The 18,354-nt window shown below is 63.9% G+C and carries 15 protein-coding genes, 1 tRNA gene and 1 pseudogene; 6 read left to right on the top strand and 11 right to left on the bottom strand.

Annotated elements, in window-relative coordinates; all coding sequences use genetic code 11:
- Positions 1-95: 95 nt before the first annotated feature.
- The 4 genes from LXT13_RS09370 to LXT13_RS09355 all read right to left on the bottom strand — a co-directional run bounded on the left by LXT13_RS09370 (position 96) and on the right by LXT13_RS09355 (position 4,312).
- Entirely contained in the window at positions 96-1,376 is a 1,281-nt protein-coding gene (locus LXT13_RS09370) for a TRAP transporter large permease subunit (RefSeq protein ID WP_233371661.1), read from the bottom strand.
- Positions 1,373-1,984: a TRAP transporter small permease gene (locus LXT13_RS09365; RefSeq protein WP_233371660.1), complete on the bottom strand. Its 612-nt coding sequence runs from the start codon at positions 1,982-1,984 to the stop codon at positions 1,373-1,375. The genes LXT13_RS09370 and LXT13_RS09365 overlap by 4 nt, the downstream gene beginning before the upstream one ends.
- 28 nt (positions 1,985-2,012) lie before the next feature.
- Positions 2,013-3,227 (bottom strand): fumarylacetoacetate hydrolase family protein, encoded by a 1,215-nt coding sequence (locus LXT13_RS09360; RefSeq protein ID WP_233371659.1) that lies wholly within the window; start codon positions 3,225-3,227, stop codon positions 2,013-2,015.
- Between the two features lie 74 nt (positions 3,228-3,301).
- On the bottom strand, positions 3,302-4,312 hold the full coding sequence (locus LXT13_RS09355; protein ID WP_233371658.1) for a TRAP transporter substrate-binding protein: 1,011 nt from the start codon (positions 4,310-4,312) through the stop codon (positions 3,302-3,304).
- Positions 4,313-4,463: 151 nt separating this feature from the next.
- Between LXT13_RS09355 and LXT13_RS09350 the strand changes: the two genes are divergently transcribed.
- The 5 genes and pseudogenes from LXT13_RS09350 to LXT13_RS09330 all read left to right on the top strand — a co-directional run bounded on the left by LXT13_RS09350 (position 4,464) and on the right by LXT13_RS09330 (position 10,213).
- On the top strand, positions 4,464-5,429 hold the full coding sequence (locus tag LXT13_RS09350) for a LysR family transcriptional regulator (RefSeq protein ID WP_233371993.1): 966 nt from the start codon (positions 4,464-4,466) through the stop codon (positions 5,427-5,429).
- 168 nt (positions 5,430-5,597) lie between these two features.
- On the top strand, positions 5,598-5,801 hold the full coding sequence (locus LXT13_RS09345) for a hypothetical protein (RefSeq protein WP_233371657.1): 204 nt from the start codon (positions 5,598-5,600) through the stop codon (positions 5,799-5,801).
- 158 nt (positions 5,802-5,959) lie between these two features.
- Positions 5,960-6,550: pseudogene (locus LXT13_RS09340) on the top strand (transposase); the annotation flags it as partial.
- A 256-nt stretch (positions 6,551-6,806) separates the two neighbouring features.
- Positions 6,807-7,517 carry a FecR family protein gene (locus LXT13_RS09335; RefSeq protein ID WP_233371992.1) on the top strand — a complete coding sequence of 237 codons (711 nt, stop codon included), beginning with the start codon at positions 6,807-6,809 and terminating at the stop codon, positions 7,515-7,517.
- 341 nt (positions 7,518-7,858) lie between these two features.
- On the top strand, positions 7,859-10,213 hold the full coding sequence (locus LXT13_RS09330) for a prolyl oligopeptidase family serine peptidase (RefSeq protein ID WP_233371655.1): 2,355 nt from the start codon (positions 7,859-7,861) through the stop codon (positions 10,211-10,213).
- Here LXT13_RS09330 and LXT13_RS28785 read toward each other — a convergent pair.
- Complete coding sequence (locus tag LXT13_RS28785; protein ID WP_233371654.1) at positions 10,210-11,085, bottom strand: ATP-binding cassette domain-containing protein; 876 nt, start codon at positions 11,083-11,085, stop codon at positions 10,210-10,212. The genes LXT13_RS09330 and LXT13_RS28785 overlap by 4 nt on opposite strands.
- 192 nt (positions 11,086-11,277) lie before the next feature.
- A complete protein-coding gene (locus LXT13_RS09320) occupies positions 11,278-11,532 on the bottom strand; it encodes a hypothetical protein (protein ID WP_233371653.1) in 255 nt (84 codons plus the stop codon).
- 463 nt (positions 11,533-11,995) lie between these two features.
- Between LXT13_RS09320 and LXT13_RS09315 the strand changes: the two genes are divergently transcribed.
- Positions 11,996-13,483, top strand: coding sequence for a Fic family protein (locus LXT13_RS09315; protein WP_233371652.1), 1,488 nt, complete (start codon positions 11,996-11,998; stop codon positions 13,481-13,483).
- A 253-nt stretch (positions 13,484-13,736) separates the two neighbouring features.
- Here LXT13_RS09315 and LXT13_RS09310 read toward each other — a convergent pair.
- The 5 genes from LXT13_RS09310 to pheS form a co-directional block, all read right to left on the bottom strand.
- Positions 13,737-13,813, bottom strand: a tRNA-Pro gene (locus tag LXT13_RS09310).
- Between the two features lie 46 nt (positions 13,814-13,859).
- Positions 13,860-14,375: a MerR family transcriptional regulator gene (locus LXT13_RS09305; RefSeq protein WP_233371651.1), complete on the bottom strand. Its 516-nt coding sequence runs from the start codon at positions 14,373-14,375 to the stop codon at positions 13,860-13,862.
- 35 nt (positions 14,376-14,410) lie between these two features.
- A complete protein-coding gene (locus LXT13_RS09300) occupies positions 14,411-14,779 on the bottom strand; it encodes an integration host factor subunit alpha (RefSeq protein WP_233371650.1) in 369 nt (122 codons plus the stop codon).
- An 11-nt stretch (positions 14,780-14,790) separates the two neighbouring features.
- Positions 14,791-17,220 carry a phenylalanine--tRNA ligase subunit beta gene (gene pheT / locus LXT13_RS09295; RefSeq protein ID WP_233371649.1) on the bottom strand — a complete coding sequence of 810 codons (2,430 nt, stop codon included), beginning with the start codon at positions 17,218-17,220 and terminating at the stop codon, positions 14,791-14,793.
- Between the two features lie 12 nt (positions 17,221-17,232).
- The gene (gene pheS / locus LXT13_RS09290) at positions 17,233-18,276 is read right to left on the bottom strand and encodes a phenylalanine--tRNA ligase subunit alpha (protein ID WP_233371648.1); all 1,044 of its coding nucleotides are present in this window, start codon (positions 18,274-18,276) and stop codon (positions 17,233-17,235) included.
- Between the last annotated feature and the right edge of the window lie 78 nt (positions 18,277-18,354).

The following is an 18,354-nucleotide window of genomic DNA, read 5'->3' as shown; positions in this document are numbered from 1 at the left end:
TGTGGACCAGCTTGGACTGCTCATGTAGAACTTGCCAAGCGCCGCCCATGCTGGGCGTAATGAACAAGCTCAGTTAACTCTGGCCGGGCGACGCTTCAGTGGTAGAACCACCGTAGCGGGGCGAGCACTGTCTGAGGGAACAGCACCATCAGAAACATCACCGCGAACTGGGCGGCCATGAAAGGCAGCACACCGCGCGTCACCTCGTCCATCTTCATTCGGCCCACGCCGGCCACCACGTTGAGGATGGTGCCAACGGGTGGCGTGACGAGGCCGATGGAGTTGTTGATGATGAACAGCACGCCGAAGTAGACCGGATCGATGCCAGCCGCCTTGATGAGCGGCATCAGCACGGGCGTGAGGATCAGGATGGTGGGCGTCATGTCCATGGCGGTGCCGACGACCATCACCAGCACCATGATGGCGGCCATCAGCAGCGTCGGGTTGTCAAGCAGCGGTTGCAGCAGGTCCACCATTTGCACCGGCAGGTTGGCCACCGTGACCAGCCAGGCCGAGACCATGGCTGATGCCACGAGAAACATGACGACCGCGGTGGTGCGAGCGGCGGTAATGAAGATGCGCACCAGCGCCTGCAGCCTGAGCTCGCGGTACAGCACGGTGCTGACGAACAGCGCATAGACCGCGGCGACAACGGCCGCTTCGGTGGGCGTGAACACGCCCATGCGCAGGCCCACGAGGATGAACACAGGCAACATCAGCGCCCACACGGACTCGCGGGCCGCGGTCCAGATTTCGGCGCGGGTCTTGCGGGGCGGCAGGGCGAGCTCCTCCCTGCGTCCTACCCACCACCACGTCAGCGCCAGGCCGATGCCGATCATGATGCCGGGCAGGATGCCCGCGATGAATAGCTTGCTGATGGACACGTTCGCAGCCACGCCAAAGATGACGAAGCCGATGCTCGGCGGGATGATCGGCCCGATGACGCCGGAGGCCGCGATCAGCCCACCGGAGACTTCCTTCTTGTGCCCGGCCTTGAGCATCATCGGCAGCAGCAGCGCCGTGAGGGCCGCGGCGTCGGCCACTGCGGAGCCCGAAAGCGCTGACAGCAGGCAGGCCGCGAGGATCACCACATAGCCCAGGCCGCCTTTGACGTGGCCGACGAGCGCGAGCGCAAAGTTGACGATGCGTTGCGACAGTCCGCCCACGTTCATGATCTCGCCGGCCAGCATGAAGAACGGCACCGCCAGCAGTGGGAAGCTGTCGGCCCCGTTGATGAAGTTCTGAGCCAGGATCTGCGCGTCGAACAGATCCAAATGCCACATCAGCGCCACGCCGCTGGCGAGCAAGGCATAGGCGATCGGAATACCCAGGGCCATCGCGCCCAGCAGACTGCCGAGAAAGATGAAAACGGTCATGTGCGGTGGCGGCTCGGGGTGTCTGAGCGGGCAGCGGGGGCGCCGGACTTTGACGCGTCGCTTCGGGCCAGCTCGGCCTGCAAAGCTTCGAGCTCGGCCTGCTCTTCGGATTCCTTCACCATGACGAGGTCACCTTCGCCGACGTTGCCGGTCAGCACGCGCACGAGCTGCAGCAGCAGCAGTACCCCGGCGCACAGCGAGAAGACCACGCCGGACGCATAGAAGATGGACATCGGTGCGCCCGTCACGGGCGCGGCCACGTCCATGTTGAGGGTGGCCTGCTGCCAGCTTCCGCTGAGAAACAGCCAGGTCATGTAGAGCATGAGCAGGTGGCCCATCACCAGGCACGCCTTCTTGCCTGCCACGGGCAGGCGCGACACGAGCATGTCGGTGCCCAGGTGAGCGCCGTCCTTCATGGCCACCACGGCGCCTAGGAAGCACAGCCACACGAAGAGCCATCGCGAGACTTCCTCGCTGACGGCGATGCCGGAGTTGAAGGCGTAGCGCAGGACGACGTTGCCGAACACCAGCACCACCATCACGGCCAGGGCCGCGGCGATCAGCAGGTCGATGGCGCGGCATATCCGCGCGATGGCGGTGTCGATCAAGCGGGTGTCTCCGTGGGTTGCGCGGCGGTCAAAGCTTCGTACCCTGCAGCAGGCCGCGTTCGGCGAGATTGCCGATGAAGGCGCGCAGGCCGAAGCGCCAGGGTGGCGCGGTCTCGGAATGCGTCACTTGGTTTTGCAGCGCGCCCAGCCAGCGGCTATGGATGGTGACCACGTCGCCCAGCTTGTGGGTGAAGCCGCCACCGGGTTCGTCGCGGTCTTCGGTGGGCGCGAACAGCGTGCCGAGGAACAGCATGAAACCGTCGGGGTATTGGTGGGCGGCCAGCGCCTGGGCGACGATGTCGGCCGGAGCGCGGCTGATGCTGGCCATGGTGTTCACGCCGCGCAGCGTGAAGCCGTCATCGCCCTGCACGTGCAGGTGCACGGTCTCGCTGCACACATCGTCTAGGCTGAACGTCCCGTCGAACAGGCGGATGAAGGGGCCGACGGCGCAAGAGGCGTTGTTGTCCTTCGCCTTGCCGAGCAGCAGCGCGCTGCGGCCTTCAATGTCGCGCAGGTTCACGTCGTTGCCCAGCGCTGCGCCGACGATGCGGCCGCGGCTGTTGACGGCGAGCACAACCTCGGGCTCGGGATTGTTCCAGGCGGAGTCAGCGCGGACGCCGATGTCCTGGCCGTGGCCCACGGCAGCCAGAACGGGCGCCTTGGTGAAAATCTCGGCGTCCGGGCCGATGCCCACCTCGAGATACTGTGACCATAGCTTCTTTTGCTGCAGCAGCGCCTTCAGCGCCTGGGCTTGCTCGGAGCCGGGGCGCATGTTGGCCAGGCTGTCGCCGAGCAGCGATGTGATTTCGCTGCGCAGGCCTTGAGCCCGGCCGGGGTCGCCGCCGGCCTGCTCCTCGATCACGCGTTCGATCAGGCTGGCGGCGAATGTGACACCCGCGGCCTTGACCACCTGCAAGTCGCAGGGCGCCAACAGCGAGGGCAGGGCGGCGTCGCGGTCATCGGCCTTGCTGTTGTCCAGAAGGCTGGCGACGGTGCAGAGGAACTCGCCCGGCACGGCACGTAACGCCTCGGCCGGGTCGTCCGCCTCGAGCAGTGTGCTGACGGTAGGGAAATGGCGGCTGACGTCGAACACGCCTTCACGGCGCAGCGTGACGACGGACGGGCCGCTTGGCGTGCCTGCGCGCCACACGCGCCCGACCAGCGTGCCCGACGTGCCGTCTTGAGGCAGCAAGGGATGATGGCCATCGGCGCGAACCGGCAGGGCCGCCGTCGTTGCAGTCATCTCAGATCCTCAGGCAAGATCAAACGGGTGTCGTGGACGCTCTTTGAGCGAGCGTTGCCTCGCCACAAACGGAACTACTTGGCGGCGCCGCGAACCTTGGCCAGCTCGGCGTTCATTTCGGCCGTGATGTCTTCGCCGAACTCTTTGCTGAACTTGGCCAGCACCGGTTGAAGCTTGGTGCGCATCTTGGCCTGCTCGGCTGCCGGCAGTTCTGTGATCTGCATGCCGGCTTTCTTGAGCTCGGTCAGGGCCGTTTCGGAGAACGCGCGGATGGTCTTGCGCTCGAACAGAGTGGCCTCGCGGGCGGCGTCTTGCACGGTCTTCTTCTCGTCCGTCGAGAGGCTGTCCCAAGTCTTCTTGGACATCAGCAGCACCCAGGCGCTGTACATGTGCCGCGACAGCACCATGTGCTTCTGCACTTCGTAGAACTTGCTGGACAGGATGGTGGCCGCCGGGTTTTCCTGGCCGTCCACGGCGGATTGCTCCATCGCCGTGTACAGCTCGGTGAACGGCATGGGGGTGGCGTTGGCGCCGAGGGTGTTGAAGGTGTCGAGGAACAGCGGGCTCTGGATGACACGCAGCTTCAGGCCAGTGATGTCCTCGGCGCGCTGCACCGGGCGGCGCGAGTTGGTGACGTGGCGGAAGCCGTTCTCCCAGAAGCCGAGGCCGATCAGGCCCTTGTCGGGAAGCGTGGCCAGCAGCTTCTGGCCGAAGGGACCGTCCAGCAACGCATCGGCTTCTTTTTCGTTGTTGAAGGTCAGCGGCAGGTTGATGACGCCGAACGGCTTGACGAGGGACACGAGGGTGGAGCTGTCCGGCACGGTCATCTCCAGCGTTCCGCCTCGCAGCGCGGAGGTCATGCTGATGTCGTTGCCCAGCGCGCCGCTGGCAAACACCCGCGCCGTCATCTTGCCGCCGCTCTTGGCTGCCAGTTGCTCGGCGAAGAATTTAAGCGCCTTGGCCTGCGGATGGTCCTCGCTCAGGCCGATGCCGACCTTGAACACGTGGGCTTTGATCTGCGCCGATGCGGGGCCGGCCAGGGCGGCCAGCAACATTGCGCCCAGGCCAAGTGATCTGAATTGCATGATGTCTCCAGCGTCGTAGGGAGTAGCGTGCGCGGCAACCATGCCGCGACCCGCGGCCCTCTGAGGGGGCTGACTCGACGCAGCCGAAGGCTAGGGGGGCCATCTGCTGAGGTCCACTGAATTTTTTGGAGAGAATCCATTCCAAATGGTGATGAGTCCAGACACGCCTGTTGGGAAACCCTTGGCCAACCCGCAGTTGTCGCGGCTGCGTTTTCGGCATCTGCAGTTCCTCGACATCCTGGGAAAGACGCGCAACCTGCGACTGACAGCCGAGCAGATGCACATCACCCAGCCGGCGGCCACCAAGGTGCTGATGGACATCGAGGCGATGCTGGAGTCGCGGCTGTTCGACCGCCTGGCGCGGGGCATGCGTCCGAACGAGCTGGGGCTGTTCACGCTGCGCTACGCGTATGCGGCCCTGGAAAGCCACCGCAAGTTCGTCGATGAGTTCAACACGCTGAAGGAAGGCGGGCACGGGCACTTGACGATCGGTGCGATCTCGGGATCGGCCGCACGCCTGCTGATCGCAGCGGTGGCCGAGCTGCAGCGCCTGCGACCGCTGCTCGTCGTAAAGGTGCTGGAACAGAGCAGCGACCAGCTCATCCTCTGGCTTGCCGAACGCAAGATCGACGTGATGGTGGGCCGGTTCACCGACGAATCGCAGCGCAGCCAATTCCAGTACGAGAAGCTCGCCGCCGAAGGGCTGCAGATCACAGCGGGCGCTCATCATCCGCTGCGCGGCGTGCAAGCGCCGGGGCTGCTAGAACTGTCGCGCTGGCCGTGGATCCTCTACCCACCCTCCACGGCTCTGCGAAAGGTGTCGGACGACATCTTCAACAGAACGGGTCTGTCTCTCACGTCGGGAGTCGTCGAAACGCCGTCCTTCCTGTTCGCGCTGGAGCTGATGCAGAGCACCGACATGCTGTCGCTGCAGCCTGCGGCGCTGGTGGACAAGTACGTGCGGCGCGGGTTGCTGACTCCCATCGCGGCGGAGCTGCCCGATCGCATGCCGGACTATGGGTTGATCACGCTGCAAGGCGAGCCGGCGAATACGGCGGTGCAGGCGTTCCGGGAGGTGATTCATTCGTTGGCGCGTCAGGCGGCGGATGGGGCGTAGCTGCACGCTTGCGCGTCAGCTCGAAGGAAATGCCGGGACGCGGCAGACAAGCGCTTCTGTAAGGCCCCAAAGGCGAGGTGAAGCACCGGTCTATGTTTCAATCGACGGAAGTGCATCTCTGATCTCTGACTTTTCCACCCGCGGCGGCGCCGCGATGAGAGGCTCCTCGTGCAGACACTCGACGACATGCGTGACCGCTGCCTTCTGACCGACGAGCAGCATGCCGAGATCGGCGCCTGGGTCAGCCAGGCCCGTACCCCCGAGGCCATCATGGCCATGCCCGAGGGGCTGTGGCGCACGCTGGAATTGGCGAGCGTCCTTATGGACGTGGACGCCGATCTGACGCGCGAGCCCTTCATGGCGAACTGTTAGTCCTCAGCTGCCACGCTGCGGCCCTATGCTTGATGGCCTGGCGGGCAGACGTTGCTGTCTAACCGAGCTTCGATGATTGACGGTTAGCGTCCGTTGGTTTCTGGCAATAATCCTGCATGCCATTGCGGCATCTTGAAGCTGGAGATGCTGCGATGGAGACAGCGGCGCGGCCGAACCAGCATGTCGAAGTGGATGACGAGGGTCAGGCCGACGTGGTGGACAGCGCCGATGAAGAGGCGCGCTGGGTCAAGAAGAGCAACGATGCCTTCTTCGGTTACCGCGGCTACAGCGCCGTGGACATCGAGGGCGGTTATGTCGAACACGTCGAAGTGCACCCGGCCAACCAGTCCGAGGTGAACAAGCTGCCGGGCATCGTCGACGCGCTCATCGAGCAAGGCATCCAGCCTGAAGGCGTGCTGGCCGACAAAGGCTATGCGAGCGCGGCCAACCGCGAGTACCTCCAGGCCAAGGGCATCGGTGACCTGATCCAGTTCAACGGCAGCCGGGGCCATCCGGTGCATCCGTTGCAGACCCAGATGAACCGGTCCATCGCCACGCTGCGCTACAAGGTTGAACAAGGCTTCGGCACGATGAAGCGGCGCTTCCACCTGAGCCGGGCGAGGTACTTCGGGGCGGCCAAGACGCAGGCGCAGATGGCCTGGGCGGCGCTCGGCGTGAACCTGCTCAAGGCGGTGAGGAAACTGCAAAGCGGGCGGCTGCAGCCGTATGCAGGGAGTAGGCCGTCCTGAGGGGCCAAAGGCCCCCGGGAAAGGGCTCGAAAGGCCTCAAAGATGACTTCCGCGCCTGGCAGAAGCTCTCGCCTGCACACCGGGAAGCCTTTGAGGGCATGACCGACATGTGGCGGGCCATTCCAGGCACAGAAGCTGCGCGGGCATTCGCGGAGGCCAGCGAGCGTGAGGAACGCAAGGCCAAGCGGTCCCGGAGCGGGCATGGCGGTGGGCTGGCGCAGCGTGTCTGGGTGTCCTGGCGACGGCCAGCGTCGTGATGGTGCAGGAGTGGCGTGAGCGCGATCTCTATGTCACGCCGATCGGTGAGCAGCGTTCTGTCATGCTGGCCTATGGCACGCGGATGCTGGTGAACACCGCCAGTCAAGCACGGATCGACTTCAGTTCGAAGCAGCGGACGGTGGAGGTCAGCGCGGGCGAAGCACTGTTCGAGGTTGCCAAGGACGCGTCGCGGCCGTTCGTGGTTGGCGTTGCAGGCAGCGAAGTCGTCGCGGTCGGCACGGTGTTCTCCGTTCGTTTCGAAGATGGTCCTCGGCAGGACGATGCACTCACCGTAAACCCTTGTGGAGGGCCAGGTAAACGTTCGTCCTACGGCAGGGGGGATAGCCTGCGGCCACAGGAGCCCGTCACGCTCAAGCCAGGGGACCGCTTGACACTTCAGTACGACGGCTGTCCGGCGTCGCCTGTCGTCGATACGAAAGTGGATTGCCCGAACATCGAGCGTGCTCTGGCCTGGCAGCGCCATGAGGCCTCATGCGATGCCACTCTGCTTTCCGATGCGATCGCCGAAGTCAACCGCTACAGCCGAACAGAAATCGCGATGTCCAGCGATGTGCAAGACACGAACTACCTCATCAGCGGGGCTTACCGCACCGGAGACAGCGCCGCTTTTGCCAATGCTGTCGCGACGTTGTACGGCCTGAAAGTCCGCGAAACAGACGGACGAATCGAACTCGAAATGATCCGATAGGGCAATCACGGGGCAAATTCCCTCTCGACAAACCCGTCTTCATGTTGTCACTCCGACGACAACAGGAAAGGGTACGGGATGCTCAAAGAGCCGAATGCCAAGAGCCGCCGACAGGCGTGCTGGCTCCCAATTCCGATCGCGATATCACTGCTCTTCGGCAGCGGGTGCGCCGAACTTCGATGTGACCCAGGCCGACTGGCGTGGGAGGTATGTCACGGCGCGGTTGACGCTGGACTGGTAGTCCGCTGATCGGTACTGCATCTCTGCAGTCCCTTTCCTCCCGTTACCTTGGCCACCTGCCGCTAGCGAGCAGGTGAGCCGCGCATTTAGCTGAGCAAATCATGCGATCTCTCCTCCTCGCGCCCGCGTGCGCATTGCTTTGGGCGGCGGCTGCCATGGCCGCTGCACAACCTGCCTCCGGCCCAACAGTCCGTGACATCGTCGAGTTCACCCGGCTTGTGCAGCCTGAGAGTGACGACCCCGAGGCGCTGCGGCAGCTTGTGTCACCGGATGGTCGCCGGGCTTTCATCGTCACACGGAAGGCCAATGTCTCAGCCGACAAGAACCGTTATGAGATCCAACTGCTCTCCCTGGATCCTGGCCGGCTCGCGGCAGGACGAGTGACCGCTCCCGAGACGGTGTTCAGCTTCGATGCTGAACAAGACGGCAACTACGCTGATCCAGCTTTGAAGCAGATCCGTTGGGTGAATGACCGTACGCTTGCCTTCTTGGGGCGGTTGAAGGATGGCGTCCGGCAAGCTTATCGACTGGATGTCCATTCGCGCGAGCTCAACCAGTTGACGCACGCGGCTACCCCCGTCGTCTCCTTTGCGCTCTCGAATGATATGCGGCGCATCGTCTTTGCCGCCCAGGTCGCTAACCCGCCCATGCAGGACGGAGCGCGCAGCATCGTCTATGGCAATCAACCGTTTTGGACGGTCAAGTGGGGTCAGCAAAGACTGATATCACAGCTGCGCAAGTACCAGTTCTACGTGGCGGATGTTGCGTCGACCGACGGCACCCTCGCGGCTAAGTTGCCCCGCCCGCTGGGCGAACCGTTCGTTGAGGCTAACGTTGCCAGCCCTGTCGCGGACATCTCGCCAGATGGCAGGTGGGCGGTCCTGCCGCGGTACGAGCGCGACCGAACGCTCGAGTGGAGCCGGCAGTACCCGCTGCTGGCAGAGTTTGTGACGAGGTTCGCAATGGCCACCACCGAGGATCCGTTGCGCTACTTCTCGGGAGCGAACGTCAGGACCGCCCGGCGGATGGTCGCTTGGCGGTTGGAAGACGCCATGCAGCAGACCATCGTCGACGCACCGGACGATGCGCTGCCGGCCGCGGGCCAGTTCCGGCAGGATCGCCTCTGGCAGGGGCAAGGGACGTCTTTGATCCTGGCGGGCACCCAACTCCCAATAGCGACTAAAGACACCTCGCCGGCGTCGTCGTACGTGATCGAGTATTGGCCAGATACAGATCGCTGGGTAAAGGTCGCGAAGTTGACCGGCAGGTTGCAGAGGATTTATTCCAGCCACGGCGGTGTCGTGGTTGTCGACGGTGGCGGCCGACGGTGGCTGCAGCGGATGGAAGGCAAAGGCTGGGAGGAGGTGGCAGCCCCTAATCCGAAGGCAGGTCGCGCGGAGGCCGCTTGGAGTTTGCAGCTTCAACAGACCCTGAACACTCCGCCCGACCTTTTCGCTAAAGGCACGGAAGGTCAAGCGGTGCGCCTCACCACGTTGAACCCCCAGTTCCACGCGGCTACCTGGGGAAACATGAAGCCCTATGCGTGGCGGGATAGCAAAGAGCGCGGCTGGATCGGCGGGCTGATGGGGCCGGAAGGTTTCGAGCGTCAAGGCAGGCTCCCGTTGGTGATCCAGACCTACTATTACGAGCCCGACAACTTCTATCTCGACGGCCCGAACGTGGGGGTCTCGCCCAGCGCCTATGCGGGTCGCGCATTTGTCCGCCATGGCATCCTGGTGCTCGGCATGGACTTTCGCCCGCAGACCGGCGCCGAACCGCCCACCGACAAAGTCATGCGCCTGCGCCAGTTCCAGGATGGCGTGCGCGCTGCGGTAAACGCGCTGGTCAAAGAGGGCCGCGTGGATCCCGATCGTGTCGGCATCATCGGCTGGAGCACGACGGGCGAGCAGGTCCTCAACTTGGTGACGTTCACCGATATTCCGATCCGCGCAGCGACCAGTGCAGATGGCGACATCAGCTCGCTCTTCGCCTATTCCATTGCCTACGGTGCCGAGCAATGGCAGCATATGGAGGCGACGAATCAGGGAGTCCCATTTGGCCCGGCGCGCGCCGAATGGATCCGCAATGATCCGGCCATGAACACGGAATGTGTGCGCGCTGCGTTGCGGCTTGAGGCGTACGGCGTGCCGGTCTATGGGAACTACGACATCTACACGCTGCTGCGGCGCCAATACAAGCCGGTGGAGATGGTCTTCATCCCGGGAGGGTTCCACATGCTTTCGACGCCAAGCGATCGCATGATCTCCTTGCAGGGCAACTTGGACTGGTTCCGCTACTGGCTGAAGGGCGAGAAGCGCACATCGCCGTCGCTGCCCGGAGAGACTGCGTCTTCGATACAAGGACAGTACGACGCATGGGACCAGATGGCGAAGATGAAGGCCGCGAACGACGAGAAACCCCTGTGTGCGCGCGTTGCGGAGCGCGGGCAGTCCTAGCCCGCGCCTTCGACTTGCTGGCGCCACAGCTGGGCGTAGAGTCCGCCCCTGGCCAGCAGGTCGACATGGCGACCACGTTCGTGAACCTGACCTTTGTCGAGCACGATGATCTCGTCCGCGTGCATGACCGTGGAGAGCCGATGAGCGATGACGATGGTTGTGCTTCCGGCAGTGACCTCCCGCAAGGCGGCCAGGATGGCAGCCTCTGTCTTGCTGTCCAGCATGGACGTTGGTTCGTCGAGTAGATAGATCTTGGGCTTCCTCAGCACTGCCCGGGCTATCGCCAACCGCTGTCGCTCTCCGCCCGAGAGTGTTTGTCCGCGATCGCCGAGCTGTGTGGCGTAGCCCTCCGGCAAGGCGTCGATGCTCCGGTGGATCTGTGCGTGATCTGCGGCTCGCTCGATATCCCGTTGCGACGCCTCCGGCCGACCCAAGGCAATGTTGCTTCGCACGGAGGCTTGCAGCAGTGCGGCGTCCTGCGGGACGAGGCCAAACAGGTTTCGAAGGTCCTCCTCTACTACCTGATACTGCCCAGGGAATTCCATCTGTTGTCGCTGCTGGCGAACGGCGACTCGGCCGCATCGCTCGGCAACGGGCTGTCGAACATGATTGCGAGGCGGGGTCGGCAGACCGATGGTGCGCGCGGTGCAGTTTTCAGAGATCGGTGCCAGGCACATTCGATAGACGATGTTCAGCTTCTGCGTGGCGAGGTTCGTATGCTGGCTTGGCGACCCGTTTCTCTGAAGTGCAGTCCCGTCCTGTCCAACTACGAATTTGCAGCGTTGAGGGCTATTTTGGGATTGAACGTGGGCGCCGTCACGGCGGTCACGATCGCCGAAATGGGCGGTCACGATGCCGAAACGGTCGGTCACGATGAGCCGAAATCGGCTGCCGGTCACGATGATCGAAATGACCGGTCACGATGCCGAAATCGGCGGTCACGTTGGGCCGAAATACGCAGGCATTTCAGTTTGCAGACCCGCTCACAAGGAGTTCTCATGTACGTCGCGACGGTGCAGCACGCCCTCGTCATGGGCCCGGTGACTTACGTGGACGGTAGCGGGCTACTGCAGCGAATTCCCATCGGCCCCTGCCTGGTCGAGCGCCAGGGAGAGCGGGCTATTCACATCACATGGGGTGCGCGCGGTTAAAGGTTTGCCAGCGGCGGGCGTACGGCGGATCAGGCGATTCTTGCGATTCCCATGGAAAAGATCGTTAGGGAAGCTATCGCGATCGCGACACACGCGAATGACGGCAGCACGAAATAGGTACGCAAACTCATGGGTGAGGCGCTCGACGGGCGTGACGAAGTCGATCATTCAGAGATTGCGTTCCGTGACGTCACCCAAGTTGATGAGAACCAACGTATTGCTGACTTGAACCTCGTCGTGCTTACTGTGCGAGGAACAAGGTATTCATCGGACCGACTGACCTGGCTTCTCCGAGCACCAGCGGCACCTGTGAACCCTTGATAGCACCGCCCAGGACCGCGTGCAAGTTGCCGGTGCCACACTCAGTCAGCCGTTCCGCCCAAACGGCATGTATGCGCGTCAGCGTGTCGCCGAAGATCGCGTAGCAGCGCATGTTGTGCTGCTAGGCTGAGCGGTAGACGATGCCAGCAAAGCCTCGGCCATGGCGCGTTGACAACAGGTCGCTTGCTCCGACGAGCAGCCGGTCGCCTTAGCCGAACCACTGGAAGCTTGCTGACTTGCCGGGCATATAGAAAAATTGCCGGAAGCTTGATTCCGTACAATTTTCTTAGTCTGTCGAAGAGGAATACCTGTGGTTCGGAGCGTTGGGTACGATTTTCTGGCGACCGCGCTCGACAGCGGAGCATTCCCGATAGCGCGTCCTGCGCAGACGGGGCCGGTCACCCGCGTGACCGAGCGCGCGGATGTTCTCTTAGTGCCGCCGGCGGTTGCTCCTGACGGCGACGATCCGCTGACACACCTCTTGTTTGCATTTAAGCACGAGGGGATGAATCTGCAGGCGGCCATCCTGGCTCTGAAGAAGATCCCTGCACAGTCAGTGGCTCTGGCCTTCCAAAGATCGCCCAGCAGTGGGTACGCCCGGGTGGCTTGCTATCTCTGGGAGATTGCCAACGGCCAACGACTGGGGGACCTCCCACCCGCGGTGGGGGCGTACGAGAAGCTCTTTGACGACGCCAGCTACGTTACCGACAGGGTGCAACGTGACACACGCTGGCGGGTGGACTTCAACGGCATCGGGTCACCCACGTACTGCATAACCGTCCGGCGCACGCCTGACGTGGTCGCGATGCTCGATGCCGATGTCCTTGGTCAGGTCGACAAGTTTGTTTCGGGCATCGACAAGGCCGTCTTGGACCGGGCTGTCCGCTGGGCGTACTTGAGCGAGACCGACAACAGTTACGCCATCGAGCGCGAAAAGCCGTCAGCGTCGAAGGCCGAAGCCTTCGCGAGCCTGCTCTCAAGGGCGCATGATGCTGAGGTCATCAGCGAGGCCTACTTGGTGGCGTTGCAGAACCTGGCCGTCAGCAACCCGCTGGATCGGGCCGACGGGTTTCGAGATGAGCAGAACCGCCTGCGCAATGAAATGCGAGGTGCGCTTGGCGTCACATATCTTCCCCCGTCTCCGGAACTCTTGCGGCCGGTGATGGATGCAGTGATGGCCCTCTGCAACGACCGCGACAGTAAGGTCAATGCGTTGGTGCGAGGCAGTCTCGCAAGCTTTGCCTTCGTCTTTGCCCATCCGTTCATGGATGGCAATGGCCGGCTCTCCCGCTTCCTGTTCCATAAGGTGGCTTGCGCAGATCCACGGTTGGCGAATGGGCTGGTGCTGCCCGTATCCGTGGCTATGAAGCGTAACGAGCGGGAGTACCTGGCCGCGCTGCAGTCGTTCTCGAAACCCTCGCGGGCCTTCTGGGACGTCACCTTCATCTCAGATGACCAGATCTATCAGGATTTCCGTGGGCAGCCCGAGATCTATCGCTACTGGGATGCGACCGCTTGCGTGGAGTTTGGACTCCGCATGGCAGATGAAGCGCTACAGCGCGACCTTCGTCAGGAGTTGGATTTCCTGCACCGGTTCGACTTGGTCTATCACGCCATCAATGACGCGGTCGACATGAATAACAACGACTTGGTGCTCGTGGCCAGGACGATCGCTGAGACGGGCGAACTGTCTAACAACCGCACTAAACAGCTGATTGCCAAGGGACACCATCCGGACCTTATTCGGACCGCCGTTGACGCTGCGCTGGGGGCGCTCACGGACATGGACGACGTATGACCCAGTTTGTGCTCCGCACGCCCGAGCAACTCACTGGACCAAAGATGCTCTCTGGAAGGGGTGCTTCAGGAGGCTTGATGCCGCCGCGAACTTTTACAAGAGGCGTCGACCATCAGGCGAATGGTCCCCTGAAGTCCCTGGCTTTCCCCTGAAAGCCCGCTGCCTGTATGCCCCTGAAGGGAAATCCGGGACCGACAAAGACAAACGGCTTAGCTGCCGAAGCTGCTAAGCCGCTGATCTATAACGAAAAAAATGGTCGGGACGGCGGGATTCGAACTCGCGACCCCTTGCACCCCATGCAAGTGCGCTACCAGGCTGCGCTACGCCCCGACTGAGCCAATTAGTATAACCGAGGTTTCGGCTCCTGCGGTCGAATTCAGCCGAGAAGGCTGGCTCGAATCGCCAGCAGTTCGGCCCGCACCTGCTCCAGTGACGTGACAGGTTCGACGGCGCGCAGCGTTAGCGACGCCTCGGCGGCCTTGAGCGGTTGCGCGTGAGATGCAGCTGGGCGCGGGGCAGAGGCGTGCGCGAACTCCGCGGGCACCTCGATGTCGTCGTCGTCCAGAACGTCACCAACGTCTTCCGGTGCGTGTGCCACGCCGGCTTCATCCCGGAAGTTCTGCGCCGCGGCCGGCGGCAGGCCCTCGCTGAGCTGGTTGCGAGCGCCGCTGATCGTGAAGCCCTGGTCGTAGAGCAGGTCGCGGATGCGGCGGATCAGCAGCACTTCGTGATGCTGGTAGTAGCGCCGGTTGCCGCGCCGCTTCATCGGCTTGAGTTGCGTGAACTCCTGCTCCCAGTAGCGCAGCACGTAGGGCTTCACGCCGCACAGCTCGCTGACTTCGCCGATCGTGAAGTAGCGTTTGGCGGGGATGGCGGGAAGCGCCTTTTCCATTGCAAATCAAGGGGTTCGAGAGGGGAGGGCAGACTCTACTCGAAGTCTTCCCCGGCAGGGGCATCGCCTTGTACCTGACCCTTCAGCTTGTGGCTGGCGTGGAAGGTCACGACGTTGCGCGCCTTGATGGGAATGGATTCGCCGGTGCGCGGGTTGCGCCCCGGGCGCGGTGCCTTGCGGCGGATGTTGAAGTTGCCGAAGCCCGAGAGCTTCACATCCTGGCCCTTGACGAGGCTGTCGTGGAGGATGTCGAAGAAGGCCTCGACCATGTCCTTGGACTCGCGCTTGTTCAGGCCCAGCTTGTCGAACAGCAGCTCGGCCAGCTCGGCTTTCGTCAGCGTGGGTGTTTCGAGGCTGCCGATGACGACGGCGGCCGCGTCCTTCTTGATGTCGTGGGCGTCCATGGGTTCTCCGGTCAGCCGCGCAGGCGTGCGCCGAGCTGCTGGGCAGCGGCGGCGACGACGGCCGCCACGGCAGCGTCGACGCGCTCGTCGGTCAGTGTGGCCTCGTCGTCGAGCAGCTCCAGGCGCACGGCTAGGCTGCGCTCGTCCGGCTGAAGGTCGGTGGTCGAGCCCGTGGCAGGCTTGAAGACGTCGAACAGCCGCGCGGAGCGGAGCAAGGCGCCACCGGCTGTAGTGATCGTGGTCATCAGCGCGTCGTGCGTCGTGCTGTCCTTAACGACCAGGGCCAGGTCGCGTTGCACGGCCTGCTGGCGTGGCAGTGGCTGGCCATGCGGCAGCGTGCGGCCGAGCGCGGCGTCAAGGTCGAGTTCGAACATGACCGGTGCGCCGCCGCTGATCTCGTAGGCTTGACGCCAGCGCGGGTGCAGTTCGCCGATGACGCCGATAGGCGCGCCGTTCAGGCTCACCCGCGCGCTGCGGCCCGGATGCAGCGCCGGGTGCCCGGCGGCTTCGAAGCTCAGCGCCTGCGGCGCGAACAAGGCTTCCAGGTCGCCCTTGACGTCGAAGAAATCGACGGCGCGGTCCTTCTGGCTCCATTGCTGCTGGTCGGCCGGCCCCCAGGCCAGACCGCCCAGGCGCAGCGGCTGCTCGGTGCCGGAGACCGACAGCGGGCCGTTGGCCACCGAGGCGTCGCGCTTGAACACGCGACCCAGTTCGAACACGCGCACACGCGTCGCACGGCGGGCCTGGTTGTGGCGCAGTACCTGCACGAGGCTGCCGATCAGGCTGGTGCGCATCACCGACAGCGGCGCGGCGATCGGATTGAGTAGTTTGATGGGATTCGTCTCGCCGGCCAGCTCGCGCTCCCAGCGCTCTTCGACGAAGCTGAAGTTGATCGTTTCGAAATAGTCGCGCGCAGCAACGGCGCGGCGCAGCGCATGCGTGGACTGGCGCGACTCCGAGCGCACGCGGCCGACGATGGGCGCCAGCGGCGCCGTGGACGGCAGCGTCGGGTAGCCCAGGACGCGGATGACTTCCTCGATGAGGTCTTCTTCGATCTGCAGGTCGAAGCGCCAGCTCGGCGGGGACACCGTGATGACGCCGTCAGCAGCGTTGAACGGCAGGCCCAGGCGCGTGAAGACGCGCTCGCAGTCGGCCTGCGTGACCGGCATGCCGATGACCTTGGCGGCGCGGGCGACGCGTAGCGCGACCGGCTTGCGGGCCGGCACGTTGGGCGACTGGTCGTCCATCGGACCGATCTTCGTGTCCGCCGTGCCGCAGATGTCGAGGATGAGCTGCGTGATGCGCTCGATGTGCTCGACGGTCTGGGCCGGATCGACGCCGCGCTCGAAGCGGTGGCCGGCGTCGGTCGAGAAGTTATAGCGGCGGCCTCGGCCCATGACGGCCTCGGGCCACCAGAAGGCGGCTTCGACGTAGACGTTTTTCGTGTCGTCGGACACTGCGGTGTGGTCGCCGCCCATGATCCCGGCGAGTGATTCGACCTCTCGCGCATCGGCGATGACGCCGACCTTCTCATCCACGGTGATGGTGTTGCCGTTGAGGAGCTTGAGCTGCTCGCCGGCCCGACCCCAGCGCACGACCAGCTCGCCGCTGATCTTGTCGAGGTCGAAGATGTGCGACGGACGGCCGTACTCGAACATGACGTAGTTCGAGATGTCGACCAGCGCCGTCACCGAACGCTGACCGCAGCGTTCCAGGCGCTGAACCATCCAGGCCGGCGTCTTGGCCCGGGTGTCGATGCCTTTGACGATCCGGCCCGAGAAGCGGCCGCAGAGATCGGTCGCCTCGATATGCGCAGTCAGCTTGTCATCGATGCTCGGCTTGACCGGCGGGAACTCGCCCTTCAGCAGCGGCGCGCCGGTCAGCGCGGCGACTTCGCGGGCGATGCCATAGACGCTCAGGCAGTGGCCCAGATTCGGCGTGAGCTTGAGTGTGAAGAGGGTGTCATCTAGCGCGAGATGCTGGCGGATGTCCTGGCCGATGACGGCGTCGGCCGGCAGCTCCAGCAGCCCGCCATGGTCTTCGCTGAGCTTGAGCTCGCGGGCCGAGCACAGCATGCCGAAGCTCTCGACGCCGCGCAGCTTGCCGACGCCGATCTTGAAGGCCTTGCCGTCTTCACTAGGCGGCAGCTCGGCACCGACGGTGGCCAGCGGCACCTTGATGCCGACGCGGGCGTTCGGTGCGCCGCAGACGATCTGCAGCGGTTCCGCGCCACCGGCGTTGACCTTGCACACGCGCAGCTTGTCAGCGTTTGGGTGCTGCTCGGCTTCGAGGATTTCAGCAACGACGATGCCGTGGAAGGGCGGCGCGACGGGACGCAGCTCTTCGACTTCCATGCCGGACATGGTCAGCAGCTCGGCCAGCTGTTGGGTGTTGAGCGGCGGATTGCAGAACTCGCGCAGCCAGGACTCGGGGAATTGCATAGCTCTTCTGAATTACTTGAACTGCGAGAGGAAACGGAGGTCGCCGTCGAAGAAGGCGCGCAGGTCGTTGACGCCATAGCGCAGCATGGCCAGGCGGTCGATGCCCGAGCCGAAGGCGAAGCCGATGTAGCGCTCGGGATCCAGGCCCATGTTGCGTATGACCTCCGGGTGCACCTGACCCGAGCCGGAGACTTCCAGCCAGCGGCCCTTCAGCGGGCCGCTCTCGAACATGATGTCGATCTCGGCGCTGGGCTCTGTGAACGGGAAGTAGCTGGGCCGGAAGCGCAACTGCAGCTGGTCGGTCTCGAAGAAGGCGGTAATGAAGTTCAGGTAGACCGCCTTCAGGTCCTTGAACGAAATGTTCTCGCCGACCCACAGGCCTTCGACCTGGTGAAACATCGGCGAGTGGGTCGCGTCGCTGTCGACGCGGTAGGTGCGGCCCGGCGCGATGACACGGATTTCCGGCATCGTGTCTTGACCCGCAAAGCGCTTGGCGTGCGCCTGGGCGTAGCGGATCTGCATCGGGCTGGTGTGCGGGCGCAGGTTCAGCCAACTGCCGTTCTCGTCCTTCATGTCGACGTAGAACGTGTCCTGCATCGAGCGGGCCGGGTGGTTCTCGGGGTTGTTCAGCGCCGAGAAGCTGTACCAGTCGGTCTCGATCTCGGGGCCGTCGGCCACGTCAAAGCCCATGGAGCCGAAGATGGCTTCGATGCGCTCCATCGCGCGCGTGATCGGGTGCAGGCCGCCGGTGCCGCGGCTGCGGCCGGGCAGGGTCACGTCCAGCGCTTCTGCCTTCAGCTGCTTCTCCAGCTCGGCGGCGGCCAGCGCGTCGCGGCGGGCGGTGAGGGCGGCTTCGATACCGACCTTGAGCTGGTTGATCTCGGCGCCGCGGGTCTTCTTCTCCTCGATGCTGAGCGCACCCAGGCCCTTCATCAGTTCGGTCACACGGCCGGACTTGCCGATGTACTTGGCCTTGGCGTTTTCCAGCTCGGCAGGCGTTGGGGCGGCGGCGAAGTCCGCTTTGGCGGACTCCAGCAATGCGTCGAGATCAGACATTCGGAATTCGGAATGAGAAAGGGCCGACCCTGGTGGGCCGGCCCTGAAAGTTGCGTGCTCCGACGTGAGCCGGAGCGG

Origin of the sequence: Pelomonas cellulosilytica, from assembly GCF_021353265.1 — a bacterium.
Classification (GTDB): domain Bacteria; phylum Pseudomonadota; class Gammaproteobacteria; order Burkholderiales; family Burkholderiaceae_C; genus Pelomonas; species Pelomonas cellulosilytica.
This window is presented reverse-complemented; position numbering and strand designations above follow the sequence as displayed.